25 protein-coding genes are annotated in these 24,180 nt (G+C 68.8%); 22 read left to right on the top strand and 3 right to left on the bottom strand.

Going from position 1 to position 24,180, the window contains the following annotated elements; all coding sequences use genetic code 11:
* Positions 1-6: 6 nt before the first annotated feature.
* The 20 genes from argS to atpD all read left to right on the top strand — a co-directional run bounded on the left by argS (position 7) and on the right by atpD (position 20,274).
* Entirely contained in the window at positions 7-1,656 is a 1,650-nt protein-coding gene (gene argS / locus O2L52_RS11985; RefSeq protein ID WP_270115663.1) for an arginine--tRNA ligase, read from the top strand.
* Positions 1,656-3,059, top strand: coding sequence for a diaminopimelate decarboxylase (gene lysA, locus O2L52_RS11980; protein WP_270115662.1), 1,404 nt, complete (start codon positions 1,656-1,658; stop codon positions 3,057-3,059). The genes argS and lysA overlap by 1 nt, the downstream gene beginning before the upstream one ends.
* A gap of 176 nt (positions 3,060-3,235) precedes the next feature.
* Positions 3,236-4,513, top strand: a complete 1,278-nt coding sequence (locus O2L52_RS11975; protein ID WP_270115660.1) for a homoserine dehydrogenase — start codon at positions 3,236-3,238, stop codon at positions 4,511-4,513.
* 21 nt (positions 4,514-4,534) lie between these two features.
* A complete protein-coding gene (gene thrC, locus O2L52_RS11970; protein WP_344471286.1) occupies positions 4,535-5,590 on the top strand; it encodes a threonine synthase in 1,056 nt (351 codons plus the stop codon).
* 16 nt (positions 5,591-5,606) lie between these two features.
* Complete coding sequence (thrB, locus tag O2L52_RS11965; RefSeq protein WP_270115656.1) at positions 5,607-6,527, top strand: homoserine kinase; 921 nt, start codon at positions 5,607-5,609, stop codon at positions 6,525-6,527.
* A 572-nt stretch (positions 6,528-7,099) separates the two neighbouring features.
* Positions 7,100-9,118: a transcription termination factor Rho gene (rho, locus tag O2L52_RS11955; protein ID WP_373897028.1), complete on the top strand. Its 2,019-nt coding sequence runs from the start codon at positions 7,100-7,102 to the stop codon at positions 9,116-9,118.
* Positions 9,119-9,307: 189 nt separating this feature from the next.
* Positions 9,308-9,538, top strand: coding sequence for a 50S ribosomal protein L31 (gene rpmE / locus O2L52_RS11950; protein ID WP_205325217.1), 231 nt, complete (start codon positions 9,308-9,310; stop codon positions 9,536-9,538).
* Positions 9,539-9,622: 84 nt separating this feature from the next.
* A complete protein-coding gene (gene prfA, locus O2L52_RS11945) occupies positions 9,623-10,711 on the top strand; it encodes a peptide chain release factor 1 (RefSeq protein WP_270115654.1) in 1,089 nt (362 codons plus the stop codon).
* A gap of 31 nt (positions 10,712-10,742) precedes the next feature.
* Positions 10,743-11,624 (top strand): peptide chain release factor N(5)-glutamine methyltransferase, encoded by an 882-nt coding sequence (gene prmC, locus O2L52_RS11940; protein ID WP_270115653.1) that lies wholly within the window; start codon positions 10,743-10,745, stop codon positions 11,622-11,624.
* A complete protein-coding gene (locus O2L52_RS11935) occupies positions 11,621-12,415 on the top strand; it encodes an L-threonylcarbamoyladenylate synthase (RefSeq protein WP_270115651.1) in 795 nt (264 codons plus the stop codon). Before prmC ends, O2L52_RS11935 begins: the two co-directional genes overlap by 4 nt.
* Entirely contained in the window at positions 12,412-12,963 is a 552-nt protein-coding gene (locus tag O2L52_RS11930; RefSeq protein ID WP_270115650.1) for an arsenate reductase/protein-tyrosine-phosphatase family protein, read from the top strand. Before O2L52_RS11935 ends, O2L52_RS11930 begins: the two co-directional genes overlap by 4 nt.
* The gene (locus tag O2L52_RS11925) at positions 12,960-13,361 is read left to right on the top strand and encodes a hypothetical protein (RefSeq protein WP_270115649.1); all 402 of its coding nucleotides are present in this window, start codon (positions 12,960-12,962) and stop codon (positions 13,359-13,361) included. The genes O2L52_RS11930 and O2L52_RS11925 overlap by 4 nt, the downstream gene beginning before the upstream one ends.
* A 126-nt stretch (positions 13,362-13,487) precedes the next feature.
* Positions 13,488-13,706 carry an AtpZ/AtpI family protein gene (locus O2L52_RS11920; RefSeq protein ID WP_270115648.1) on the top strand — a complete coding sequence of 73 codons (219 nt, stop codon included), beginning with the start codon at positions 13,488-13,490 and terminating at the stop codon, positions 13,704-13,706.
* Between the two features lie 34 nt (positions 13,707-13,740).
* Positions 13,741-14,553 (top strand): F0F1 ATP synthase subunit A, encoded by an 813-nt coding sequence (gene atpB / locus O2L52_RS11915; RefSeq protein WP_270115647.1) that lies wholly within the window; start codon positions 13,741-13,743, stop codon positions 14,551-14,553.
* A gap of 95 nt (positions 14,554-14,648) precedes the next feature.
* Positions 14,649-14,852, top strand: a complete 204-nt coding sequence (locus O2L52_RS11910; RefSeq protein ID WP_205325210.1) for an ATP synthase subunit c family protein — start codon at positions 14,649-14,651, stop codon at positions 14,850-14,852.
* A gap of 18 nt (positions 14,853-14,870) precedes the next feature.
* Positions 14,871-15,413, top strand: coding sequence for a F0F1 ATP synthase subunit B (locus O2L52_RS11905; protein WP_270115646.1), 543 nt, complete (start codon positions 14,871-14,873; stop codon positions 15,411-15,413).
* A complete protein-coding gene (locus tag O2L52_RS11900; RefSeq protein ID WP_270115645.1) occupies positions 15,413-16,234 on the top strand; it encodes a F0F1 ATP synthase subunit delta in 822 nt (273 codons plus the stop codon). The genes O2L52_RS11905 and O2L52_RS11900 overlap by 1 nt, the downstream gene beginning before the upstream one ends.
* A gap of 34 nt (positions 16,235-16,268) precedes the next feature.
* Positions 16,269-17,903 carry a F0F1 ATP synthase subunit alpha gene (gene atpA / locus O2L52_RS11895; protein ID WP_270115644.1) on the top strand — a complete coding sequence of 545 codons (1,635 nt, stop codon included), beginning with the start codon at positions 16,269-16,271 and terminating at the stop codon, positions 17,901-17,903.
* A gap of 2 nt (positions 17,904-17,905) precedes the next feature.
* Entirely contained in the window at positions 17,906-18,844 is a 939-nt protein-coding gene (locus O2L52_RS11890; RefSeq protein WP_270115643.1) for a F0F1 ATP synthase subunit gamma, read from the top strand.
* A 2-nt stretch (positions 18,845-18,846) separates the two neighbouring features.
* Complete coding sequence (atpD, locus tag O2L52_RS11885) at positions 18,847-20,274, top strand: F0F1 ATP synthase subunit beta (protein ID WP_270115642.1); 1,428 nt, start codon at positions 18,847-18,849, stop codon at positions 20,272-20,274.
* Between the two features lie 67 nt (positions 20,275-20,341).
* On the opposite strand, the gene O2L52_RS11880 is transcribed toward atpD, so the two are convergent.
* Together O2L52_RS11880 and O2L52_RS11875 are read right to left on the bottom strand one after the other, a co-directional pair.
* Positions 20,342-21,247 carry a glycosyltransferase family 2 protein gene (locus tag O2L52_RS11880; protein WP_270115641.1) on the bottom strand — a complete coding sequence of 302 codons (906 nt, stop codon included), beginning with the start codon at positions 21,245-21,247 and terminating at the stop codon, positions 20,342-20,344.
* Positions 21,240-22,274 (bottom strand): sulfotransferase, encoded by a 1,035-nt coding sequence (locus O2L52_RS11875; protein ID WP_270115640.1) that lies wholly within the window; start codon positions 22,272-22,274, stop codon positions 21,240-21,242. Before O2L52_RS11875 ends, O2L52_RS11880 begins: the two co-directional genes overlap by 8 nt.
* Before the next feature lie 242 nt (positions 22,275-22,516).
* Between O2L52_RS11875 and O2L52_RS11870 the strand changes: the two genes are divergently transcribed.
* Entirely contained in the window at positions 22,517-23,275 is a 759-nt protein-coding gene (locus O2L52_RS11870) for a WecB/TagA/CpsF family glycosyltransferase (RefSeq protein WP_270115639.1), read from the top strand.
* Positions 23,276-23,279: 4 nt separating this feature from the next.
* The gene (locus O2L52_RS11865) at positions 23,280-23,435 is read left to right on the top strand and encodes a hypothetical protein (protein ID WP_270115638.1); all 156 of its coding nucleotides are present in this window, start codon (positions 23,280-23,282) and stop codon (positions 23,433-23,435) included.
* A gap of 4 nt (positions 23,436-23,439) precedes the next feature.
* On the opposite strand, the gene O2L52_RS11860 is transcribed toward O2L52_RS11865, so the two are convergent.
* Positions 23,440-24,171 (bottom strand): class I SAM-dependent methyltransferase, encoded by a 732-nt coding sequence (locus O2L52_RS11860; RefSeq protein ID WP_270115637.1) that lies wholly within the window; start codon positions 24,169-24,171, stop codon positions 23,440-23,442.
* Between the last annotated feature and the right edge of the window lie 9 nt (positions 24,172-24,180).

Below are 24,180 nucleotides of genomic sequence, written 5' to 3'. Positions count from 1 at the left end.
TACCGGGTGACTCCTGAGACGCTCGCAGAGAAAGTGCTGTCCGCTACGCGCGCCGCGTTCGAGGCCTTGGACCTCGACGACGCCGTACTGCCCACCCAGACGGCGGTCGAGCGACCCAGGGACCCCAAGCACGGCGACTACGCCTCCAACATCGCGCTGCAGACCGCCAAGAAGGCCGGCACGAACCCGCGCGCGCTCGCCGAGAAGATCGCCGAGCACCTCGCCGCAACTGCAGGCGTCGCCAAGGTCGACATCGCCGGCCCCGGCTTCCTCAACATCACCCTGGACGCGGCCGCCGCCGGCGAGATCGCCGGGAAGATCGTCGCGGCCGGCACCTCATACGGCACCAACAACTCCATGGAAGGCGTCTACGCCAACCTCGAGTTCGTCTCCGCCAACCCGACCGGGCCGATCCACGCGGGCGGCGTCCGCTGGGCCGCGATGGGCGACTCCCTGGCCCGCGTCATGCGCGCCTCCGGCGCGAAGCTCACCGCCGAGTACTACGTCAACGACGCCGGCGCCCAGGTCGACCACTTCGCCGGTTCGCTCCTGGCCCGCGCCAAGGGCGAGCCGACCCCCGAGAACGGGTACGTCGGCGAGTACATCGACGACATCGCCGCCGACGTGCTCAAGCGGCGGCCCGACGCGCTCGAGGCCGACGACCCGTTCGAGGTCTTCAAGACCGCGGGCCTGGAGCTCATGCTCGAGGACATCAAGTCCACCCTCGCCGACTTCCACACGCACTTCGACGTGTTCTTCAGCGAGAAGAGCCTGCACGACCGGGGCGAACTGGACAAGGCCCTCGAACGCCTCGCCGAGCTCGGCCACGTCTTCGAGGCCGACGGCGCGACCTGGCTGCGCACCACCGAATTCGGCGACGACAAGGACCGCGTCCTCAAGAACTCCAAGGGAGCCTGGACCTACTTCGCCGCCGACTGCGCCTACTACCTCGACAAGCGCGAGCGCGGCTTCGAGAAGCTCGTGCTCATGCTCGGCGCCGACCACCACGGCTACGTCGGCCGGATGCAGGCGATCAGCCAGGCCTTCGGCGACGAGCCCGGCACCCTCGAGATCCTGATCGGCCAGTTCGTGAACCTCCTCAAGGACGGGGAGCCGTTCCGGCTCTCGAAGCGGGCCGGCAACATGATCACCCTCAACGACGTCGTCGAAGCGGTCGGAGTTGACGCCGCCCGCTACGCGATGACCCGCAACTCGGCGGACTCGACGATCGACCTCGACATCGACGTCTGGACCAAGCACAGCAGCGACAACCCGGTCTACTACGTGCAGTATGCGCACGCCCGGACCTCCGGCGTGCTCCGCAACGCCGCCGAGCGCGGCGTCGAGAAGGGCGAGTCCTACGACGCCGCCCTGCTCACCCACCCGCGCGAATCGGACCTGCTCAAGGCCCTCGCCGAGTTCCCGGCCGTCGTCGCCACCGCCGCCGACCTGCGCGAACCGCACCGCATCGCCCGGTACGCCGAAGAGCTCGCCGCCGCCTACCACCGCTTCCAGCACGACTGCCGCGTCCTGCCCTTCCCGGACGAGGACACCACCCCGGTCAACCAGGCGCGCCTCTGGGTCGTCGACGCCACCCGCGTCGTCCTCGCCAACGCGCTCGGCCTGCTCGGCGTCTCGGCCCCGGAGCGGATGTAATGCGGACCCACGAAGCCGGCGCACTGCACGGCGACTTCGACTACTCCGCGCTGCGCCCGGGCTGGCTCGGCGTGCCCGAGGACGTCAACACGCTCCTCCCGCAGCTGTGGGCCCAGAACGTCGAGCGCGCCGACGACGGCGTCCTCCACATCGGCGGCATCTCCGTCGAAGCGCTGGCCGCCGAGTTCGGCACGCCCGCCTACGTCTTCGACGAAGACGACTTCCGCGCCCGCTGCCGCGCCTGGATCGAGGCCTTCGAAGGCGCCGACGTCTTCTACGCCTCCAAGGCCTTCTGCTCCAAGGCCGTGCTCCGCGCCGCCGCCGAGGAGGGCCTCTTCGTCGACGTCTGCACCGCCGGCGAACTCGCCGTCGCCCTGGCAGCCGGGCTCGCGCCCGCTCGTCTGGGTCTCCACGGCAACAACAAGTCGTTCGCCGAACTGCGCCAGGCCGTCGAGATCGGCGTCGGCCGCATCGTCGCCGACTCCTTCACCGAGATCGAGCGGATCGAGGCGATCGCCGCCGAGCTCGGCAAGCGCCCGAACGTGATGATCCGCGTCAACGTGGGCGTCGAAGCCCACACGCACGAGTTCATCGCCACCGCCCACGAGGACCAGAAGTTCGGCTTCTCCCTCGCCGGAGGCGCCGCCTACGACGCCGCCCGCCGCGTCATCCAGGCCGAGCACCTCGAACTCCTCGGCCTGCACTCGCACATCGGCTCCCAGATCTTCGACACCGCCGCGTTCGAGATCTCCGCCGCCCGCGTCGCCCGCCTCCACGCGAAGCTCCAGACCGACTTCAGCGTCCAGATCCCCGAGATGGACCTCGGCGGCGGCTTCGGCATGGCCTACACCAGCCAGGACGACCCGCAGCCGCCCGCCGACATCGCCGCGTCACTGCGCAAGATCGTCGACGAGGAGTGCACCGCCGCCGGCATCGACGTCCCGCGCCTCTCCATCGAGCCCGGCCGCAGCCTCATCGGTCCCACGATGTTCACCCTCTACCAGGTCGGCACCGTCAAGCCCGTCACCCTCGCCGGGTCCGCCGCCCGCCTCTACGTCTCCGTCGACGGCGGCATCAGCGACAACATCCGCACCGCGCTCTACGACGCCACCTACTCGGCGACGCTCGCCTCGCGCTCCTCGGACGCCACGCCCGCGCTGGCCCGAGTAGTGGGAAAGCATTGCGAAGCGGGCGACATTGTTGTTAAAGATGAGTTCCTCCCGGCCGACGTCGCGCCGGGCGACCTGATCGCCGTCCCTGGAACCGGCGCCTACTGCCGCTCCATGGGCTCGAACTACAACCACGTGCCCCGCCCGCCGGTCGTCGCCGTCCGAAACGGCGAGGCACGTGTGATCCTGGCGCGTGAGACCGTCGACGACCTACTACGGCTCGACGTCGGCTAGCCGGCCCGAGGAGGCACGCCAGGGAACAATCTGAGCTGCGGCTCGCTCGTCGCAAGTACGCCACGCAAGCTTCGCTGATGTACTAGCTCCTCACGAGCCTTGTCAGATTGCCCCTGACGCACCTCCTCGGCCCGCCAGGGGCGAGAACTTGAATGCACTACGAAGGGACACCAGCGATGAAACTCGCGCTACTCGGATGCGGCAACGTCGGCAGTGAAGTCGTGCGCCTCATGCGAACGCGCGGGGAGGAGCTGGCGTCCCGTGTGGGCGAGCCGGTCGAGATCGTCGGGATCGCGGTCCGCCGCCTCGACCGCGACCGCTCGCACCTGCCCGTGGAGAAGGAGCTCTTCACCACGGACGCGCTCAGCCTCGTCAAGCGCCCGGACGTGGACATCGTCGTCGAGGTCGCCGGCGGCATCGAGCCCGCCCGCACCTGGATCACCACTGCGCTGGCCGAGGGCAAGTCGGTCGTGACCGCGAACAAGGCCCTGCTCGCCGAGGACGGCCCGGCCCTGTCGGCCGCCGCGAAGGCGGGCGGCGCGGACCTCTACTACGAGGCCGCCGCGGCCGCCGCGATCCCGCTGATGCGCCCGCTGCGCGAGTCGCTGCACGGCGACACGATCAACCGCGTGCTCGGCATCGTCAACGGCACCACGAACTACATCCTCAGCCAGATGTCGCAGACCGGGGCCGCCTTCGAGGAGGCCCTCGGCGAGGCGACCGAGCTGGGCTACGCCGAGGCGGACCCGACCGCGGACGTCGACAACTACGACGCCGCCGCGAAGGCAGCGCTCATCGCCTCGCTCGCGTTCCACACCCACATCGACCTGGGCGAGGTCTACCGCGAGGGCATCCGGGACGTCTCGGCCGCCGACATCGCGTCGGCCGCCGCGCAGGGCCGCGTCGTGAAGCCGCTCTGCATCGCCACCCGGGAGGCCGACGGCGTGTCCGTGCGCGTCCACCCGGCGATGATCCCGACGACCCATCCGCTCGCGAACGTCAACGGCGCCTACAACGCGGTGTTCGTCGAGGCCGAGTCCGCCGGCCGCCTCATGTTCTACGGAGCGGGAGCGGGCGGTACCGAGACCGCTTCGGCGGTGCTCGGCGATATCGTGGCCGTGGCGCGCAACAAGCGCGGCGGGATCACCGCCTTCCCTCCCGAGGCCGCCTACCAGGACCTGCCGGTGAAACCCATCGGCGAGGCCCGCACCAGGTACCACGTCAGCCTCGACGTGGTCGACGAGCCCGGCGTGCTCGCGCGCGTGGCGGCCACCTTCGCCCACCACGGCGTCAGCCTCGCCACCGTCCATCAATCCGGCCAGGGCGATGAGGCCCGGCTCGTGGTCGTCACCCACACGGCGGCCGACAAGCAGTTGTCGGACACCGTAGAGGAACTGTCGCAACTGACCTCGGTGCACAATGTCGCCTCGGTCATGCGCGTCGAAGGAGAATAGGGCGATATGTCCGCTAGCGCTATGCGCCCGGGGTGGCGCGGCCTCATCGAGGAATTCCGCGACCGGCTCCCGGTCACCGACGCCACCCCCGTCGTCACCCTGCAGGAGGGCGGCACGCCCCTGCTGCCCGCCCCGATCCTCTCCGCGAAGACCGGCTGCGACGTCTACCTCAAGGTCGAAGGCCTCAACCCGACCGGGTCTTTCAAGGACCGCGGCATGACGCTCGCGGTCTCGAAGGCCGTCGAGGACGGCTCGAAGGCCGTCATCTGCGCCTCCACCGGCAACACCTCCGCTTCGGCGGCGGCGTACGCCGCGCGCGCCGGGATCACCTGCGCGGTGCTCGTCCCGGCCGGGAAGATCGCCCTCGGCAAGCTCGCCCAGGCCCTCGTGCACGGCGCGAAGCTCCTCCAGGTCGACGGCAACTTCGACGACTGCCTCACCATGGCCGACAAGCTCGCCCAGGACTACCCGGTGACGCTCGTCAACCACATCAACTTCAACCGCATCCTCGGGCAGAAGACCGCCGCCTACGAGGTCGTGCAGGTCCTCGGCGACGCCCCCGACATCCACTGCCTGCCGGTGGGCAACGCGGGCAACATCACCGCCTACTGGATGGGCTACAACGAGGACCACGCCGCGGGCAACGCCACGAAGCTGCCCCGGATGCTCGGCGTCCAGGCCGCTGGCTCGGCCCCGATCGTCGACGGCCACGTGGTCGAGCACCCGCAGACCATCGCCACCGCGATCCGCATCGGCAACCCGGCCTCCTGGACGAAGGCGCTCGACGCCAAGAAGGAGTCGAACGGCGACATCATCGCCGCCACCGACCGCGAGATCCACGCCGCGTACATGCTGCTGGCCCGCTCCGAGGGCGTCTTCGTCGAACTCGCCTCGGCCGCGTCAGTCGCAGGCCTGCTCAAGCAGGCCGAAGCCGGCTGGGTCGAGAAGGGACAGACGATCGTCTGCACCGTCACGGGCAACGGCCTCAAGGACCCCGACTGGGCCGTCTCCACCGCGCCGCAGCCGCAGACCGTCCCGGTCGACGTGGTCAAGACCGCCACCGCGCTGGGTCTGTAGTTGGAGGCCTTCAGCTGTGCAGACTTACGGCTCCGCAAGCGTCGCCGTGGGCGGACCCCGCGCCACTGTGCGCGTCCCGGCCACCTCAGCCAACCTCGGTCCCGGCTTCGACTCGCTGGGCCTCGCGCTCGACCTCTGCGACGAGGTCACGGCCGAGGCCACCAGCGGCACCGCCGTCATGGTCGAGGTCCAGGGCGAAGGCGAGGGCACCGTCGCCCTCGACGAACGCCACCTCGTGGCCGCCACGATGCTGCGCACCTTCAAGCACCTCGGCCTCTCGGCCCCGGGCCTGAAGGTCAAGTGCCGCAACAGGATTCCGCACGCCCGCGGGCTCGGCTCCTCGTCGGCGGCGATCGTCGCGGGCATCATGCTCGCCGACGCCCTCGCCGGCGCAGGGCTCACCCGCGCGCAGAAGCTCGTCCTCGCGAGCGAGATCGAGGGCCACCCGGACAACGTCGCCCCGTGCCTCCTCGGCGGCTTCACCATCGCCTACACCACAGAGGACGGTGCCAAGGCCATCAGCCTCGACCCGTCTCCGCGCGTCCACCCCTGGGCGTTCGTACCGCAGTCCAAGGGCCTGACCTCGGTCGCCCGCGCCGCGCTGCCCGAGAAGGTCCCGCACGCCGACGCGGTGTTCAACCTCTCCCGGTCCGCGCTGCTCGCCGCCGCGATCACCCACCACCCCTCCCGGCTATTCGAGGCCACGGACGACCGGCTCCACCAGTCGTACCGGGCCAAGGGAATGCCGGAAAGCACCCATTTGTTGCGAGCATTGCGTTCCGCCGGAATCGCGTCGGCGATCTCCGGTGCGGGTCCGACCGTGCTCGCCCTTACTATCGACGACACGCGCGTACCCGAGGTCCCATCGGGCTTCGAGGCCATGCGCCTGGAGGTCGCAGACGGGGCCGTGCAGGTCGCGACCTCCCCGAACGAGTGATCCTCGGGTCCGTTGTTGTGAATGGGAAGAGTGCGCTACCATTCCAGTTAGACGACCACCCGGTGTCGTGACTGCTCGAAGCCTTGCTTATGCTTGTGGTCACAACAGCTGCGGCGCATCCAGCGCACGCCTGATCTCTTGTTTGGGTCATCACCCTCAACCATGGATTTGTGACTTTGCATAGCTCCAGCGTGGCATGGCACGGTTTCGACCAAGGAACAGTCGCTGTCCGCTTGTGGCGCCGGGCCTCCGCCCGGATCGGATCGCAAAGGCGAGGATCGCAATCAGCGGAGATCGCAATCACGTGTCTCACCGTGCACGATCATTCATCGCAAGCTGTCCAGTCGCAGGCCCAGAGGCTGCTCACCACGATCAGGACCGTCTGCTCAGCGGACAGCCCAGGGGTGTTGCACCCAGTGTCAACTGTCGTCTTCCAACCGCCGAGGTCACTTGCTGACCGGAAGCGGCCGAAGCGATGGCGGGACGCAGACCAGAACATCGGCATTGCGGCTATTTGAAAGACGCGGAAACTCCTCGAATCCACTTCGAAGTTCCGCCAGGGAAGGAATCCATTGAGCGACACCACCGGCACGACGTCGGACCGGATGAGCGATGAGGCTTCGGCTGCGGAAGAGATTCCGGAGACCAAGAAGCGCCGTCGGGCAGGAACCGGTCTGGCCTCTATGCTGATGCCCGAGCTCCAGCAGATGGCGCAATCGCTCGGCATCACCGGCGTTGGCCGGATGCGCAAGAGCGAGCTGATCGCCGCCATCCAGGAACGGCAGGATGCGGGCTCGCAGCCCGGCGGTGCCAGCGCGGAAAAGGAGGCCCCGCCAGTGCCTGACTCTGACCAAACGCCCATCGCCGAGGCCCCGTCGACCACAGTCGACGCCGCGCCCGCCGAGAACGGCTCCGAGAGTGCAGAGGCCAAGGGCGGCACCGCCGCCCGTCGGGCGACCCGCCCGGCAGGTCCGCCGCAGCCGCGCCGCCGTGAAGAGCGTCAGACCGAAGCCGTTGAGTCCGAAGGACAGACGGCCGTCTCGACCATCGAGTCCGATGAGGACCGCCCGCAGCGTCGTCGCCGCTCCCGTGAGAACGGGCGCGACAACCGCGAAGGCGGTCGTGAGCTCAGCCGTGAAGGCGGCCGCGATAGCGGTCGCGAAGGCGGCAACCGTGAGAACCGCCGCGACGAGCGCCCTGAGCGTTCCGAGCGCGCCGAGCGTTCTGAGCGCATCGAGCAGTCCGACACCCGCACCGAGAACCGCGAGCGCCGGAACGAGGACGACGGTTACGACGACCGCGGTCCGCGCGATGGCGACGGCGACAACCGCCGCCGCAAGCGCCGGGACCGCTCCGACCGCCGCCAGCGCGGCGGCCGCGACGAGGCTCCCGAGCGCGGCAACGTGGGCGGCGGCGTCTCGAACGACGAGCAGCTCGTGCCCGTCGCGGGGATCCTCGACATCCTCGACAACTACGCGTTCATCCGCACCACCGGCTACCTCGCCGGCCCTGACGACGTCTATGTCTCGATGTCACAGGTCCGCAAGCACCGCCTGCGCCGCGGCGACGCCATCACCGGCGCCGTCAAGCCCAGCCGCGGCGGCACCGAGGAGCCGAACGGCCAGGGTGGCAAGCAGCAGCAGCGCCGCGAGAAGTACAACCCGCTGGTCCGCCTCGACACCGTCAACGGCATGAGCCCGCAGGACGCGACGAAGCGCGACGAGTTCTACAAGCTCACGCCGCTGTACCCGCAGGAGCGCCTGCGTCTGGAGACCGAGCCGAACGCGATCACCACGAGGGTCATAGACCTCGTGGCCCCGATCGGCAAGGGCCAGCGCGCCCTCATCGTCTCGCCGCCGAAGGCCGGCAAGACGATGGTGCTGCAGGCGATCGCGAACGCGATCACCACGAACAACCCCGAGTGCCACCTCATGGTGGTCCTCGCGGACGAGCGGCCCGAAGAGGTCACCGACATGCAGCGTTCGGTGAAGGGCGAGGTCATCGCCTCGACCTTCGACCGCCCGCCGTCGGACCACACCACCGTCGCCGAGCTGGCGATCGAGCGCGCCAAGCGCCTGGTCGAACTCGGCCACGACGTGGTCGTGCTGCTCGACTCGATCACCCGTCTGGGCCGCGCGTACAACAATTCGTCGCCCGCTTCGGGACGCATCCTGTCCGGTGGCATCGACTCGACGGCGCTGTACCCGCCGAAGCGGTTCCTCGGCGCGGCGCGCAACATCGAGCACGGCGGGTCGCTGACCATCATCGGCACGGCGCTGGTCGAGACCGGCTCCATGGGCGACACGGTGATCTTCGAAGAGTTCAAGGGCACCGGCAACGCCGAGCTCAAGCTCGACCGCAAGATCGCCGAGAAGCGCACCTACCCGGCGATCGACGTGCACCAGTCGAGCACCCGCAAGGACGAGCTCATGATGAGCGCGGAGGAGCAGGCAGTGATGCTGAAGCTCCGCCGGGTCCTGTCTTCGCTGGACCCGCAGCAGGCGATCGACCTGCTGATCGACCGGCTGAAGAAGACGCAGACGAACGCCGAGTTCCTGATGCAGATCGTCAAGAACACGCCCGGCGAGTAGTTCGTGAGACGTGAGGCCGCCCTCGTTGAGAGCGGCCTCACGCCTTATCATTGAATGTTGGTGCGCAGGTCGCGCACCCTAAGCGCCTCTTACGGGGCACGATGCGGTTCCGGTTCACGGCAGATTGCGACGCCTGCGAGCAATCCAGCGTTGCAGTGGCCGACCCGGCGACCCAGAGAAAGGGAAGTCATGAAAGACGGGATCCACCCTCAGTACGTCGTCACCGAGGTGACCTGTTCCTGCGGGAACGCCTTCACCACCCGGTCGACGGTGGCCAGTGGCAAGATCCAGGCTGCGACCTGCAACAAGTGCCACCCGTTCTACACCGGTAAGCAGCGCATCCTCGACACCGGCGGTCGCGTGGCCAAGTTCAAGGCCCGCTACGCCAAGACCCAGGAGAAGGCTCAGGCCGGTAAGTAGCTTTGCCGCGCAGCGCTCGTGTCACTGACACGGGCGCTGCGTTTTTTGCATCTTCACACGGCTCTGCTTTCGAAGGACATTGAGATGACCACCGCTGCCGACAACCGCCTGGAATCGCTCCTCGCCGAGTTCCGCGATCTGGAAGTCCAGATGGGCGACCCCGCCCTGCACGCTGACCAGGCCCAGGCGCGGCGGGTCGGACGCCGCTACGCCGAGCTGTCCCCGATCGCGAAGACCGCCGAGGACATCGCGGCGGCCAAGGACGACCTCGAGACCGCCGAGGAGCTCGCCAAGGAGGACTCGGATTTCGCCGCCGAGGCCGAGCAGATCAAGAAGCGCATCCCCGAGCTGGAATCGAAGCTCGCCGAGCTGCTGGTTCCGCGCGACCCCGACGACGCGAAGGACGTGATCATCGAGATCAAGGCCGGTGCGGGCGGTGAGGAGTCCGGCCTGTTCGCCGGGGACCTCATGCGCATGTACCTGCGGTTCTTCGAGCGAATGGGCTGGACCGTCGAGACCTTGGAAATGGTGCCGACCGACCTCGGCGGCATCAAGGACTCCTCGATCGCCGTGCGCACCAAGGGCACTCCCGAAGGCGGCAACGGCGTGTGGTCGCGGCTGAAGTTCGAGGGCGGCGTGCACCGCGTGCAGCGCGTGCCCGTGACCGAGTCGCAGGGCCGTGTGCACACCTCCGCGGCGGCGGTCGTCGTGATGCCCGAGGCCGAAGAGGTCGACTTCGAGCTGAACATGAACGACGTCCGCGTCGACGTGTACCGCTCGTCCGGCCCCGGCGGCCAGTCGGTCAACACCACCGACTCGGCCGTGCGCCTCACGCACGTGCCCACTGGCGTGGTCGTGACCAGCCAGAACGAGAAGAGCCAACTGCAGAACAAGGAAGCCGCGATCAAGGTGCTCCGCGCGCGGCTCCTGGCCAAGCAGCAGGAGGAGGCGGCCGCGGCCGCCGGTGCCGCGCGGCTCTCGCAGGTGCGCACCGCGGACCGCTCCGAGCGCATCCGCACGTATAACTTCCCGCAGAACCGGCTCACCGACCACCGCGTGGGCTTCACCGCCTACAACCTCGACCAGGTCATGGACGGCGCGCTCGACGAGGTCCTCGACGCCCTCGCCGCCGCCGACCGGGCCGAGCGCATGGCGCGCGGCACGGATGAGTGAACACAGAGCGAGCACCAATGAGTGAGCACCGATGAGTGAGCACAGGCGAGTGACGGCTCCCGGGCTTCCCGAAGCGCAAGCGACCTGGCCGCAGGCCGTCGCCTCGGCGGCGAATCGTCTCGAGGCGGCCGGCGTGCATTCCCCGCGGAACGACGCCGAGCTGCTGGCCGCCCACGTCTCCGGGCTGACGCGGACGCGCCTGCTCATCGCCGACGGGCCCACCGCGGCCCAGCTCGCCCAGTTCAACGCGCTCATCGAACGGCGCGCCACCCGCGAGCCGCTGCAGCACCTGACCGGTTCGGCCGCGTTCCGCTACGGCGAACTCGCGGTCGGGCCCGGGGTGTTCGTGCCCCGGCCCGAGACCGAACTGCTGGTGGACTGGGCGCTCGAGCACCTGCCGCAGGGCGGCACCGTCATCGACGCGTGCTCCGGTTCGGGCGCCATCGCCTACGCGATCGCGACAGAGCGCCCCGACGCGACCGTGTGGGCGATCGAGGCCGATCCCGACGCGTTCGAATGGCTCGAATCGAACCTCGACGGCACCGGCGCGACCCCGGTCCTGGCCGACGCGACCGCCGCCGCCACCTTGAACGAACTCGACGGCGCGGTCGATCTCGTCACCGCGAACCCGCCGTACGTGCCCTTTGAGATGGAGGTCGCGCCCGAGGTCAAGTTCGACCCTCACGGCGCGGTCTACGCCGCCGAAGCGGGCCTCGCCGTGATCCAGCCGCTGGCCGTGCGGGCCGCGGGCTGGCTCAAGCCCGGCGGCTGGTTCGGCTTCGAACACGACGACACGCACGGTGCCGTCGCCCCCGAGATCCTGGGTGTCAGCGGGTTCACCGAGACCGAGGACCACGACGACCTGGCGGGCCGCCCGCGGTTCGCGACGGGAAGGCTAGGCTTGTCGCCGTGAGGCTGTTCAATTGCAGGAAGATCAAGGACCGCGCGACCGGGCTGAAGTCGGCCACCAGGGCCGTGACCGGCGGTCGACTCGTCGTCATCCCCACCGACACCGTCTACGGCATCGGTTGCGACGCGTTCAATCCCACGGCGGTCAAGGCGCTGCTCGCCGCGAAGGGCCGCGGGCGCGACATGGCGCCGCCGGTCCTCATCGGCTCGAAGCGCGCCCTCGACGGCATCGCCTCCGACATCCCCGACTCCGCCAAGGAGCTCATCGAGGCGTTCTGGCCCGGGCCGCTCACCATCGTCGTGCCCTACACGCCGTCCCTGACCTGGGACCTCGGTGACACCGACGGCACGGTCGCGGTGCGCATGCCGCTGCACCCGCTCGCGCTCGAACTGCTCAAGGAGACCGGCCCGATGGCCGTCTCCTCGGCGAACAAGACCGGCCAGCCGCCGGCCGACACCGCCGCCGACGCCAAGGCCCAGCTCGGATCCGACGTCTCCGTGTACCTGGAGGCCGGCCCGATAACTGAGCCAATTTACGACTTCGCAAGCTCAGTCGTGGTCGACAACCAGCCGTCGACCATCATCGACTGCGTGGCCCACCCGCCGCAGATACTGCGTCTGGGCGCGCTGAGCCTCGAGCAAATCCGCAAGATCGTGCCCGACACGCTCGACCGCGACGGCTACGGGCCCGGCCAGGGCCCCGAGGACGACGAGCCCGAAGCGGACGACACCGAGGCGGCCGAAGCGGAAGCCGACGAGACCGCCGAGCCGAAGGCCGACGAGGCTTCAGCGTGACCTCGCCGTTCACCGTGCTGCACGTGTGCACCGGCAACATCTGCCGGTCGCCCATGTCCGAGCGCATCCTCGCCGGTCTCACCGGCGAGGACGTGCTCAACCACGGCGCGGGCATCTCGCCCTTCCACGAAGGCGAGAACATGCAGGGCAACGCGATGACCGAGCTCGAGTCCCGCGGCTTCGACCCCGCGGGGCACCGTGCCCGGCACCTCCTGCGCGAGCACGTGGAGGCCTCGGACCTCATCCTCGTTGCAACTATCGGGCACCGGGAGTACCTCGCCGAGCGCTTCCCCGAGTCGTCCGCCAAGGCCTTCCTCGTCCGCTCGTTCGGGCCGATGGCCGCCGACCTCGCCGGTTCGCTGCCGGACGGCGACACCGCCGTCCGCGGCAAGGCCCTGGTCGACGCGGCCGACGCGCGCCGAGGCGACTACGACGAGCTCGACCTCGCCGACCCGTGGGGAATGCGGCAGGCCGTCTACGCCCAGATCGCCGACCAGCTCGAGGCCGCGCTGCGGCCGGTGGCGGACGCGCTGGAGCCGCGCCCATGACCAAGATCAAGGGCTTCTTGAAGCCGTGCCTCATCGCCGCCGCGATCGCGGCGGTCATCGCCGGCGTGGTCGGCGGCATCACCGACGGGGTGACCGGCGCATGGGCCGCGCCGGCGGGAGTAGCGTTGGCGGCCTTGGGATTCGCGGGTTCCGCAGCGGCAGTCGCACTGGCGGAGACCTTTGACTTGCGTCTCACTCTGCCTATGGCGTTGATCACGTACTCGATCAAGTTGGCGCTGGTCCTGACGATCCTCTCGATCGTCAAGACGGCCGTGCCCGACGCGCTGCTGCCCTTCGCCTACGGCGTGGTCGGCGGGGCCGTCGCGTGGCTCGCCACCCAGGTCGTGTGGGCCTACAAGGCGAAAATTCCCTACATCGAGCTCGACCAGAGTTCTTGACGAAATCTTGACGCTACTCGCGACACGCGGTGTTTCTTAGAGGTTGACAACCCCTCACCGATGGCACTCATCTCAGCGAACCCGCTGGGCAGTTCCTGTGTAGTAGCTGTTAGAGTTCAGCTCGACATGGCCGACAAACACCCCCCTGACCACAAGCCGCAGCCTGATGGCTCGGACATGGGCTGGCGTGCGCTGGGGTACCTCATTTCAGGGATCGTCTTTTGGGGCGGTATCGGGTACCTCGTCGACCTGTGGCTCGATTTGCCCAGAGTCGGGCTCCTGGTAGGGATGCTTGTCGGTGCTGCAGCAGGAATGTTCCTGCTGATCAAGCAGATGTCGCCTTAATTTTGACCGACACTGACTGAGAGGCGTGACTCGCGTGACCGACTCAGCCATCGTGCTGGCCGAAGGGGACTCCCACTTCCCGCCCGGCATTCACAGCTTTGATTTCCGGGACTGGTTCACCGGGCTCAGCGACACGGCTCTCGCCCACATGTTCACCACGATCACCTTCGCGGTATGGGCTTCTGTCGCCATTCTCATCGTGTTCTTCCTGTGGGCGTACCGCAAGCCCCAGATCGTTCCGAGCAAGAAGCAGTGGCTCGCCGAATCCGCCTATGGCTTCATTCGCAACACCGTCGCCATCGACCAGATGGGCAAGAAGGAAGGCGTGAAGTTCGCGCCCTACCTCGCGACGCTGTTCCTCTTCATCCTGATCATGAACATGTGGGCCATCGTGCCCGGCGTTCAGGTCTCTCCGAACTCCCACATCGCCTTCCCCGCGATGCTCGGCGTGCTCTCGTGGATCATCTACATGGCCGTCGGCTTCAAGAAGCACGGCTTCATCGGCTTCCTCAAGATGACCTGCGTGCCCCCGGGCGCGCCCTGGTTCATCTACCCGCTGCTGATCCCGATCGAGTTCCTGCAGAACATCATCCTGCGACCGGTCACCCTCGCCCTGCGGCTCTTCGCGAACATGTTCGCCGGCCACCTCATCCTGCTGGTGTTCATCCTCGGCGGCTTCGAGATGCTCAACTCGGGCAACATCTTCATCCAAGGCCTCTCGGTCTTCTCGTTCGGCATGGGCATCGCCATGACCATGTTCGAACTGATCGTCATCCTGCTGCAGGCGTACGTCTTCACCCTGCTGACCGGTATGTACATCCAGGGGTCCCTCGCGGACGAGCACTAGCGCTCCCCGAGCCTTCGCCCCTCATCCAGATTTCGCAATTGAAGAACATCGTGCGCGTGACGGACACGCCACGCTGACACCTAGGAGAAAACGCCATGGATGGCAGCCTCAACGTCATCGGTTACGGCCTCGCTGCGATCGGCCCCGGTATCGGTGTCGCCCTGATCTTCGCCGCGTGGATCACCGCCACCGCGCGTCAGCCCGAGTCGGCCGGTATCACCCGTCCGATGCTCTTCATGGGCTTCGCCCTCGTCGAGGTTCTGGCCCTGTTCGGCCTGGTCCTCGCGTTCATCAACTAACCACCTCACGGAGCGAACATGATTCACGCCGCCGAAGGAGGCGCAGAGATTCTCTTCCCGATCTGGCAAGAGATTCTCGTCGGCGCCATCGCCTTCGGTCTGCTGTGCTTCGTGCTCATGAAGTTCGTCTTCCCCATGATGGAGAAGACCTTCGAGGCACGAGTCGACGCGATCGAAGGCGGCATCGAGCGGGCTGAGCGGGCTCAAGAAGAGGCCAACCAGACGCTCGAGGAATACCGTCGCAAGCTCGCCACTGCGCAGGAAGAGGCCGCCGCGATTCGCGACGAGGCTCGTGCCGACGCTGTGGCGGCCAAGGAGGAGATCCTCGTCTCCGCCCGCGAGGAGGCCAACCGCGTGATCGCGGCGGGCCACGCGCAGATCGAGGCCTCTCGCCAGCAGCTCGTCCGCGAGCTGCGCAGCGAGGTCGGCAACCTGGCCGTTGACCTGGCCGGGAAGATCATCGGCCAGCGCCTCGCCGGCGACGCCGACACGACGGCGACTGTGGACCAGTTCCTGTCCCAGATCGCCGACGACACGGCCGAGACGAGCGGAGCGCGCTGATGTCGACGACTGGACGCGAAAGCATCGAGGCCGGCCGGGCCGTGCTGGAGGCAGCCGCCTCCAGCGCCTCGGCCGAGCAGCTCACCGAGTGCGGCGATCAGCTGCTGGGAGTGACGAGGTTCCTCGTCGACCAGCCTCGGCTGCGTCGCGCCCTGTCCGACCCCGCCCGCACGGCGGACGACCGGGAGGGCCTGGTCCGCGGGCTCATCGCGGGCCAAGTGGGCGAGACCGCCGCTGACGTGGTGGCCTCGCTCGTGCGCGGCCGCTGGGGCGCCCCGTCCGAACTGGTCGACGGCACCGAGCAGCTCGCCGTCTCGGCGCTGCTGCTCGCCGCGACCAAGGACGGCAGCCTGGCGAACGTCGAAGACGAGCTGTTCCGATTCGGGCAGCTCGTCGACGGCGACGCCGAGCTGGCCTCCGTCCTGGGCGCTTCGGGCTCCGACCCGAAGGGCCGGGCCTCGCTCGTCGAGCAGCTGCTCGGCGGCAAGGCCGAGCCGGTGACGGTGAAGCTGGCCTCCGCCTCGTGCTTCGGCATCGGCGGTCGCAGCTTCCACGCCTCGTTGGCCCACCTCGTCGAGGCCGCCGCTGCGGCCCAGGACGAGACCGTGGCCTACGTGACCGTGGCGAGGCCGCTCGACGAGGCGGGGGAGCGTCAGCTCGCCGCCAAGCTCACCCTGGTCTACGGGCGCCCTGTGGCGCTCAAGGTCACGGTCGACCCCGCGATCGTCGGGGGCATCCGAGTGCAAGTGGGCTCGGAGCTGTGGGACGGTTCCGTCTCGCGCCGCCTCGACGAAGCCCGCCAAGCCTTGGCCGGACGCTGATCCAGCCGGTAACAACAGAAAGGTAAACGTTCAGATGGCTGAATTGACCATCTCCTCTGACGAGATCCGTAACGCGCTCGACGCGTACGTCTCGTCTTACCGGCCGGAGATCACCCGCGAAGAGGTCGGTACCGTCACCTCCGCCGGCGACGGCATCGCCGTCGTCGAGGGCCTGCCCTCCGTCATGGCCAACGAGCTCCTGGAGTTCGAGGGCGGCGTGATGGGCCTGGCCCTGAACCTCGACGTCCGCGAGATCGGCGCCGTCCTCCTGGGCGACCCGGTCAAGGTCGGCGAGGGCCAGTCGGTCAAGCGCACCGGCAAGGTCCTCTCCGTGCCGGTGGGCGACAAGTTCCTGGGCCGCGTCGTCGACGCCCTGGGCAACCCCATCGACGACCTCGGCGAGATCGAGGCCGAGGGCGAGCGCGAGCTGGAGGCCCAGGCCCCCAACGTCGTGAGCCGCCAGTCGGTGTTCGAGCCCGTCGAGACCGGCATCAAGGCCATCGACTCGATGACCCCCATCGGGCGCGGCCAGCGCCAGCTGATCATCGGCGACCGCAAGACCGGCAAGACGCAGGTCGCGATCGACACGATCATCAACCAGCGGGCCAACTGGGAGTCCGGCGACCCCGACAAGCAGCTGCGCTGCATCTACGTCGCGGTCGGCCAGAAGGGCTCCACCGTCGCCGGCATCAAGGGCATGCTCGAGGCGCACGGCGCGATGGAGTACACCACCATCGTCGCGGCGAACGCCGACGAGCCGGCGGGTCTGAAGTACCTGGCGCCCTACACCGGTTCGGCCATCGGCCAGCACTGGATGTACGGCGGCAAGCACGTCCTCATCGTCTTCGACGACCTGTCGAAGCAGGCCGAGGCGTACCGCACCGTGTCGCTGCTGCTGCGTCGTCCCCCGGGCCGCGAGGCCTTCCCCGGTGACGTCTTCTACCTGCACTCGCGTCTGCTCGAGCGTTGCGCGAAGCTGTCCGAGGAGCTCGGCGGCGGTTCGATGACGGGTCTGCCGATCATCGAGACCAAGGCCGGCGACATCTCGCAGTTCATCCCGACCAACGTCATCTCCATCACCGACGGCCAGGTCTACCTCGAAGAGGGCCTGTTCAACTCGGGTGTGCGTCCGGCGATCAACGTCGGTACGTCCGTCTCCCGTGTCGGTGGCGCCGCGCAGACCAAGGGCATGCGCTCGGTCGCCGGTTCGCTCCGCCTGGACCTGGCCCAGTACCGCGACCTGGAGGCCTTCGCGGCCTTCGCGTCCGACCTGGACGCCGCGTCCCGCGCGCAGCTGGACCGCGGTCTGCGCATGGTCGAGCTCCTCAAGCAGGGTGTGGCCGAGCCGCTCCCCATGGGCGAGGAGACCATCTCGATCTGGGCCGGCACCGCCGGCGAGCTCGACGACATCCCGGTCGGGGAGGTGCGCCGTTTCGAGAGCGAGTTCCTCACCTACATGCGCGCCAACCACAAGGACGTCGTCGCCCAGCTCACCGCGGGCAAGGACAAGGTCACCGGCGACATCGAGGACACCCTCAAGCGCGCCGCGGCCAAGTTCAAGAAGATGTTCAAGGCCACCGCCGACGACCTGCACGTGACCGACACCGCTGAAGACGCCCTCGAGGGCGACGTGGACGTCGAGACCGTCAAGCGCGTCAAGAGGGGTTAGCCATGTCAGCGCAGCTTCGTAACTTGCGCAAGCGGCTGAAGTCGACCCAGTCCATCCGGAAGATCACCAAGGCGCAGGAACTGGTCGCGACCAGCCGCATCGCCAAGGCTCAGGAGCGGGTGGCGGCGTCACTGCCGTACTCCCGCGCCATGACCAGCGTGATGACCTCCTTGGCGTCGAACGCGTCGATCAACCACCCGCTGCTGCAGCCGCGCAAGGCGGTCAGGCGTGCGGGCGTGCTCGTGATCACGGCGGACAAGGGGATGTGCGGCGGCTACAACGCCAACGTCATCCGCACCGCCGAGCAGCTGGTCTCGCGTCTCTCCGAGGAGGGCAAGCAGCCGGTCCTGTACGTGGCGGGCCGCCGCGGCGTGGACTACTACCGGTTCCGCTCCAGGAAGATCGAGCAGTCCTGGACGGGGTTCTCGCAGCAGCCGAAGGTCGCCGACGCGCAGGAGATCACCAGGACGCTGCTCGCGGCGTTCATGTCCGGCGCCGACGACGAGGGTGACGACGCGGGAGCGGACGGTATCCTCGGTGTGGACGAACTGCACATCGTGCACACCAGGTTCGTCTCGCTGCTGACACAGAGCCCCGAGCCGCGGCAATTGGCGCCTCTCGAGGTCGAGGACGTGGAAGAGGAAGAGCTCGACGAGCACATCCTCCTCCCGGACTACGAGTTCGAGCCGAACCCGGAAGCGCTGCTCAACTCGCTGCTGCCGAAGTACTTGACGACCCGCATCTACGCGGCGTTGATCGATGCGGCGGCGAGCGAGTTGGCGGCCAAGCGCCGGGCCATGAAGGCCGCGACGGACAATGCCGATGAAATGATCAAGACCCTGCGGCGGAGCGCGAACGCGGCGCGGCAGGCGGCGATCACGCAGGAGATCAGCGAAATCGTGGGCGGGGCCTCGGCCCTTTCCGCCGCAGGAAGAGAGTAACGATGACTGACACTCAAGGAGTGGGGCGCGTCGTACGGGTCATCGGGCCGGTCGTCGACGTCGAGTTCCCTCGAAACGCCATCCCGGCGATCTTCAACGCACTCCACGTTGACGTCGTCTACGGCGAGCACAACAAGACCCTGACCCTGGAAGTGGCCCAGCACCTGGGCGACAACCAGATCCGCGGCATCTGCATGGCCCCGACCGACGGCCTGGTCCGCGGTACCGAGGTCCGCGACACCGGCGGCCAGATCAAGGTCCCGGTCGGCGACGGCATCAAGGGCAAGGTCTTCAACGTGCTCGGCGAATGCCTCAACCTCGCCGAAGGCGAAGTGCTCGAGGCCGACGACCACTGGGAGATCCACCGCCACGCCCCGGCGTTCGCGCAGCTGGAGCCGAAGACCGAGATGCTGGAGACCGGCATCAAGGCCATCGACCTGCTCGCCCCGTACGTCAAGGGCGGCAAGATCGGCCTGTTCGGCGGCGCCGGCGTGGGCAAGACGGTGCTCATCCAGGAGATGATCATCCGTGTCGCCCAGAACTTCGGTGGTTCTTCGGTGTTCGCCGGTGTCGGCGAGCGCACCCGTGAGGGCAACGACCTCATCGCCGAAATGGCCGAGGCCGGCGTCCTTCCGAAGACCTCGCTGGTCTACGGCCAGATGGACGAGCCGCCGGGGGTGCGTCTTCGCGTCGCCCTGTCGGCCCTGACGATGGCCGAGTACTTCCGCGACGTGAAGAACCAGGAGGTGCTGCTCTTCATCGACAACATCTTCCGCTTCACGCAGGCCGGTTCGGAGACCTCCGCGCTGCTGGGCCGCATGCCCTCGGCCGTGGGTTACCAGCCGACCCTGGCGGACGAGATGGGTGAGCTCCAGGAGCGCATCACCTCGCTGCGCGGCAAGGCCATCACCTCGATGCAGGCCGTGTACGTCCCCGCGGACGACTACACCGACCCGGCGCCGTTCACCGCGTTCACGCACTTGGACGCGACGACGAACCTCGAGCGGAAGATCTCCGACAAGGGCATCTACCCGGCGATCGACCCGCTCGCCTCGAACTCCCGCATTCTGGAGCCCGAGGTCGTGGGTGCCGAGCACTACGCGGTCGCCTCCCAGGTGAAGCAGATCCTGCAGAAGTACAACGAGCTGCAGGACATCATCGCGATCCTCGGTATGGACGAGCTCTCGGAAGAGGACCGTCTCGTCGTGGGCCGCGCGCGCCGCATCGAGCGCTTCCTGTCGCAGAACACGTTCGCGGCGAAGCAGTTCACCGGTGTCGAGGGCTCGTTCGTCCCCGTCAAGGAGACCGTCGAGGCCTTCAAGAAGATCGCTGAGGGCGAGTACGACCACTTCCCCGAGCAGGCGTTCTTCATGTGCGGTGGCCTCGAGGACCTGCACAAGAACGAAGAGGAGCTCCGCAAGAAGGGCTAGCCCTTCTCGCAGCGCTTGACGAGGCGGCCCCGGAACCGAATGGTTCCGGGGCCGCTTTCTCGTGTGGTCAGATGCCGCGGCCGCGGCGGTGCAGGGCGGCCATGACGGCGGGGACGCCGACGATGCCGGCCGCGGCGGCCGCCGCGACGGCGGCGCGGGGCTCGCCCGGGTTCGCCTTGGTCGCGCGGACCGCCCAGCGCAGGGCCTCCTTGCGGTCGCCGGTGGCGGCGTGCCAGCAGGCGATCTGGCCGTAGACGCGCGCGGCGCCCTCGGGGCTGCCGTGGATCTCCGGGTGGCGGTCGAGGATCCACCGCAGTGAGGAGATCTTGGTGTCCCAGCGGGTCTCGAAGTGCGAGCCGGCCCAGTTGACGAGGGCGTACGGGACGTCGACGTGCGCGATGGGGCGGCGGCGCGAGGCGCGCAGCAGCATGTCCCAGTCCTCGTTCTGGCTGCCCGGGGCGTCCTCCGCGACCAGCCCGAGGCCGCCCAGCAGGGCCGAGCGGCGGAACAGGAACGTCGAGGAGTGGAGCATCATCATGCGCGAGCGGAGCAGGTCGCCGTGGCGGACCATGGTCTTCTGCGCGAGCCGCGGGTTCCGGCGGCCGCGGTAGTCGACCTCGATCGCGGTCGTGCACAGCTCGGCCTCGGTGCCGAGCGCGTTGACCTGCGCGGTGAGCTTGCCGGCGAGCCATTCGTCGTCGTCGTCGAGGAACGCCACGAGGTCGGTGTCGAGCGCGGTGATCCCGGTGTTCCGGGCCCCGGCGAGGCCGGGGGTGCGCTCGTTCTTGACGACGCGGACGGGCCGGTCGCCGTCGGCGGCGAGCGTTTCGTCCACTTTGGCGCGGTCGAAGACCACGACGACTTCGATGTCGCCGGGGTAGAACTGGGCCAGCACCGAGCGCAGCGCCGCGCGTACCTGCTCGGGGCGGTTGTGCGTGGGGATGACGACGCCGACCGAAGGCCAGTCAGTCACGGGCGATCACCTCTTCCAGAACGGGTTCGTCCACAGGGCCCTCCTCGTCGTCGAGGTAGCCGTAGCGGCCCAGGAGGGGCCGGGTCAGGGTGGAGACCATGCGCCGGGTGCTGTCGGGCAGATCCGCGGTCCAGGCCTCGTCGGGGTAGATCGGGATGCGCCCCACGGTGAACCGCATCGGGTTCCCGGCCGCCGAGTGGCTCGGGCCGAGGTCGGCCCAGCCGTCCCCGATGAAGTTGTAGTCCGACTCGGCGAGGTCCAGGCCGCAGAACCGGCCCAGGGACGCGATCACCTTGCGCGGGCGCTGGATGATCCGCTCGTAGCGGACCCGCCGGACCGGGACGCCGCGGCGGGCGAGGAGGCTGAACGCGGCGTTCTGCGCGTTCCACAGCATCGCGGCCTTCGCGGGGGAGTAGCGGGTCATCTGGTCGCCCGTGGGGGACTCGGGGCGGTTCACCTTCTTGGTCCACGAGTAGGCGACGCCGCGCGAGTCGCGCACGACGTGCAGCACCCGCAGGTCGATCTTGGGCGACCAGCGCAGGCAGTACGCGAGGGACGCGTGCTTGGAGGAGTCGACCACGACCTGGGCGCGGGTGTCCTTCGCGGCCGCGGTGTAGATCTTCTCGAAGTACTCGGCGTACTCGGTCACGAGCTCGTGCTGCGCGGGCGCGAGGCGCTTCGCGGCGAGCGTCGGGATGTGCCTGGTGCGGTCCACAGTGGCCTTGAGGGCGTTGAGGCGCTCGACGTCGACCTGCTCCCAGGAGCCGAAGGCGCGCTGCCCGATCCGCTGCCAGAACTCGCAGTGCGAGAACGTGGCCCCGCAGGCGCACATCTCGTTGCCGACGAGGTCCCGTTCCCAGAGGTGGGTGATCTCGCCGAGGGGGACGACGCCGGGGAGCTGTCCGAGCAGGCGTTCGAGGAGCGTCGTGCCGCTGCGCCCGAGTCCTCCGATGAAGACCACTTTGACGCGGTTCTCGGACTGCTCGGCCGTGTCGGCGATCTTCGCGCTCACTGATCCCTCGCTCACTGCTGCTCCACCTACTGCCGTCGGGGCCGCGATCCGAGCCGGGCTCGGAAACCTGCAGATGCCCCTTGATGATTCGTATAACGACCCGGGGTGGGGTGGGGGACACGCCCTGCGGCCAAAATTCCCGGAAAATCGCACGCGGACCTCTAACGTCTGATCGCATGGAGCGTTTGGGCCCTTCGTGCGCTGACCGTGTCAGCGCCGCGCCTTCCCCTCGACCGCACGCACGGCCCGCTCCGCGGGTGTGCCTGGGCGGCATCGGCATCGACCCGGTCACCGAGGCCGAGGCGGTGACGCGGGTGCTCGACGCGCTCGAATCGGGGCGGGGCGGCCAGATCGTCACCCCGAACGTCGACATCCTCGCCGCCGCCCGCAGGAGCCGCGAGCTGCGCGCCATCATCGCGGCCTCGGACCTCGCGGTCGCCGACGGCGCGCCCCTCGTGTGGGCCTCCAAAGTGGCCGGAACCCCGCTCCCCGCCCGCGTCGCGGGCTCGGACCTCGTCTGGTCCCTCTCCGAGGCCGCCGCCGCGCGGGGCCTGCGCATCGCCCTGCTGGGCGGCACCCCGGACGCCACCGCGCGCCCCACCGAACGCGCCGCGGACCTCCTCGAGGCCCGCTATCCGGGATTGAAGGTGGTCGGCGCCTGGTGCCCGCCCATGGGGTTCGACCGCGACGACTCGCAGTGGCGCGCCCTCGTCGCGCGCGTCGAAGCCGCCGCCCCCGACCTCGTGTACGTCGGACTCGGCTTCCCCAAGCAGGAGCACGTGACGGTGCGCCTGCGCGCCGTCGCCCCCAAGGCGTGGTTCCTCGGCTGCGGCGCGAGCATCGACTTCATCGCCGGCTACCGCCGCCGCGCCCCGAAATGGATGCAGCGCACGGGCACCGAATGGATCTTCCGGATGCTCTCCGAACCCCGCCGCCTCGTCCGCCGCTACCTCAAGGACGACGTCCCCGAAGCGGTGCGGCTCCTCGCCGAGGCCTATCGGCAGCGCCGCCACTAGCGCCATGGATCCTGTCGACGACGAATTCTGGGCGCGAGCCCGAGCCACGATCGAAACGGACGAGGCCCGCGAGGACATCGGGCGCGAAGCTCAGCTGATCGAAGGCTCTCTGAAGGACGCACTCGGGCCCGAGGCTGGAGCACGCCTTGGACTGAGCTGAGCGGTCAGCGGCGCCGCGCGATGTAGACCACGTCCGTGGCCCACTTCGACAGCGGCGAGGCCAGCGCGGCGTCGGCGGCCTTCGAGGCCCAGCCCCACGGCGCGCGGTAGCAGCCCTGCGTGAACAGCGTGAAGCCCTGCATGCCGACGAGCTCGAAGCCGTGGCGGGTGAACAGGTCCCGCATCTCCAGGTGGGAGAGCTCCTGGAACCACGTGCTCGCGTCCAGGCGTCCGAAGGTCTTGCGCAGGTGTCTCAGGGACGACGCGTTGCCGTGGTTCTCCACCAGCAGCAGCCCCGCGTCCGCGTCCGGCAGCGCCGCCGACGCGAAGTCCATCAGCTGGTCCCGCAGGTGCAGGTCCACGTTGAGCACGAACCGGAACGCCGTCACCAGCGCCGGACGGCCCGGCTCGACGTGGGGCGAGGCCAGCCCCGGCTGCACCAGGTGCCCGTGCCCGGGCGTGCCCAGCTCGCGGCTCTTCTGGAGCATCGCCTCCGAGGTGTCGTAGCCGTGCGAGACCGCGACCATCCCCGCGAGCATCCGCGAGACGCGGCCGGTGCCGCACGCGAAGTCGTGGTGGACGGGCCGGGTCGCGAAGGCGTTCGGCACGAACCCGCGGAGCCAGCCGGCCTGGCGGCTGGAGACGATCGAGGAGAACGTCCCAGGGGCATACGTTCGCTCGGCGTACTTCTCTACCGCGGTCGGGTCCCGGAACACGTCGGTGTAGTTGCTGGCCACGAAGTCCCT

The organism is Glycomyces algeriensis, from assembly GCF_027622855.1.
In the GTDB taxonomy this organism is placed as follows: domain Bacteria; phylum Actinomycetota; class Actinomycetes; order Mycobacteriales; family Micromonosporaceae; genus Glycomyces; species Glycomyces algeriensis.
The sequence above is the reverse complement of the archived record's forward strand: the minus strand, read 5'-3'. Positions and strand labels throughout refer to the sequence as shown.

Excerpts from the sequence above, each read along its gene's own strand:
- lysA (WP_270115662.1), top strand. The coding sequence starts at position 1,656 with ATGCGGACCCACGAAGCCGGCGCACTGCACGGCGACTTCGACTACTCC.
- O2L52_RS11975 (WP_270115660.1), top strand. The coding sequence starts at position 3,236 with ATGAAACTCGCGCTACTCGGATGCGGCAACGTCGGCAGTGAAGTCGTG.
- thrC (WP_344471286.1), top strand. The coding sequence starts at position 4,535 with ATGCGCCCGGGGTGGCGCGGCCTCATCGAGGAATTCCGCGACCGGCTC.
- rpmE (WP_205325217.1), top strand. The coding sequence starts at position 9,308 with ATGAAAGACGGGATCCACCCTCAGTACGTCGTCACCGAGGTGACCTGT.
- prfA (WP_270115654.1), top strand. The coding sequence starts at position 9,623 with ATGACCACCGCTGCCGACAACCGCCTGGAATCGCTCCTCGCCGAGTTC.
- prmC (WP_270115653.1), top strand. The coding sequence starts at position 10,743 with ATGAGTGAGCACAGGCGAGTGACGGCTCCCGGGCTTCCCGAAGCGCAA.
- O2L52_RS11925 (WP_270115649.1), top strand. The coding sequence starts at position 12,960 with ATGACCAAGATCAAGGGCTTCTTGAAGCCGTGCCTCATCGCCGCCGCG.
- O2L52_RS11920 (WP_270115648.1), top strand. The coding sequence starts at position 13,488 with ATGGCCGACAAACACCCCCCTGACCACAAGCCGCAGCCTGATGGCTCG.
- O2L52_RS11910 (WP_205325210.1), top strand. The coding sequence starts at position 14,649 with ATGGATGGCAGCCTCAACGTCATCGGTTACGGCCTCGCTGCGATCGGC.
- O2L52_RS11905 (WP_270115646.1), top strand. The coding sequence starts at position 14,871 with ATGATTCACGCCGCCGAAGGAGGCGCAGAGATTCTCTTCCCGATCTGG.
- O2L52_RS11900 (WP_270115645.1), top strand. The coding sequence starts at position 15,413 with ATGTCGACGACTGGACGCGAAAGCATCGAGGCCGGCCGGGCCGTGCTG.
- atpA (WP_270115644.1), top strand. The coding sequence starts at position 16,269 with ATGGCTGAATTGACCATCTCCTCTGACGAGATCCGTAACGCGCTCGAC.
- O2L52_RS11890 (WP_270115643.1), top strand. The coding sequence starts at position 17,906 with ATGTCAGCGCAGCTTCGTAACTTGCGCAAGCGGCTGAAGTCGACCCAG.
- atpD (WP_270115642.1), top strand. The coding sequence starts at position 18,847 with ATGACTGACACTCAAGGAGTGGGGCGCGTCGTACGGGTCATCGGGCCG.
- O2L52_RS11865 (WP_270115638.1), top strand. The coding sequence starts at position 23,280 with ATGGATCCTGTCGACGACGAATTCTGGGCGCGAGCCCGAGCCACGATC.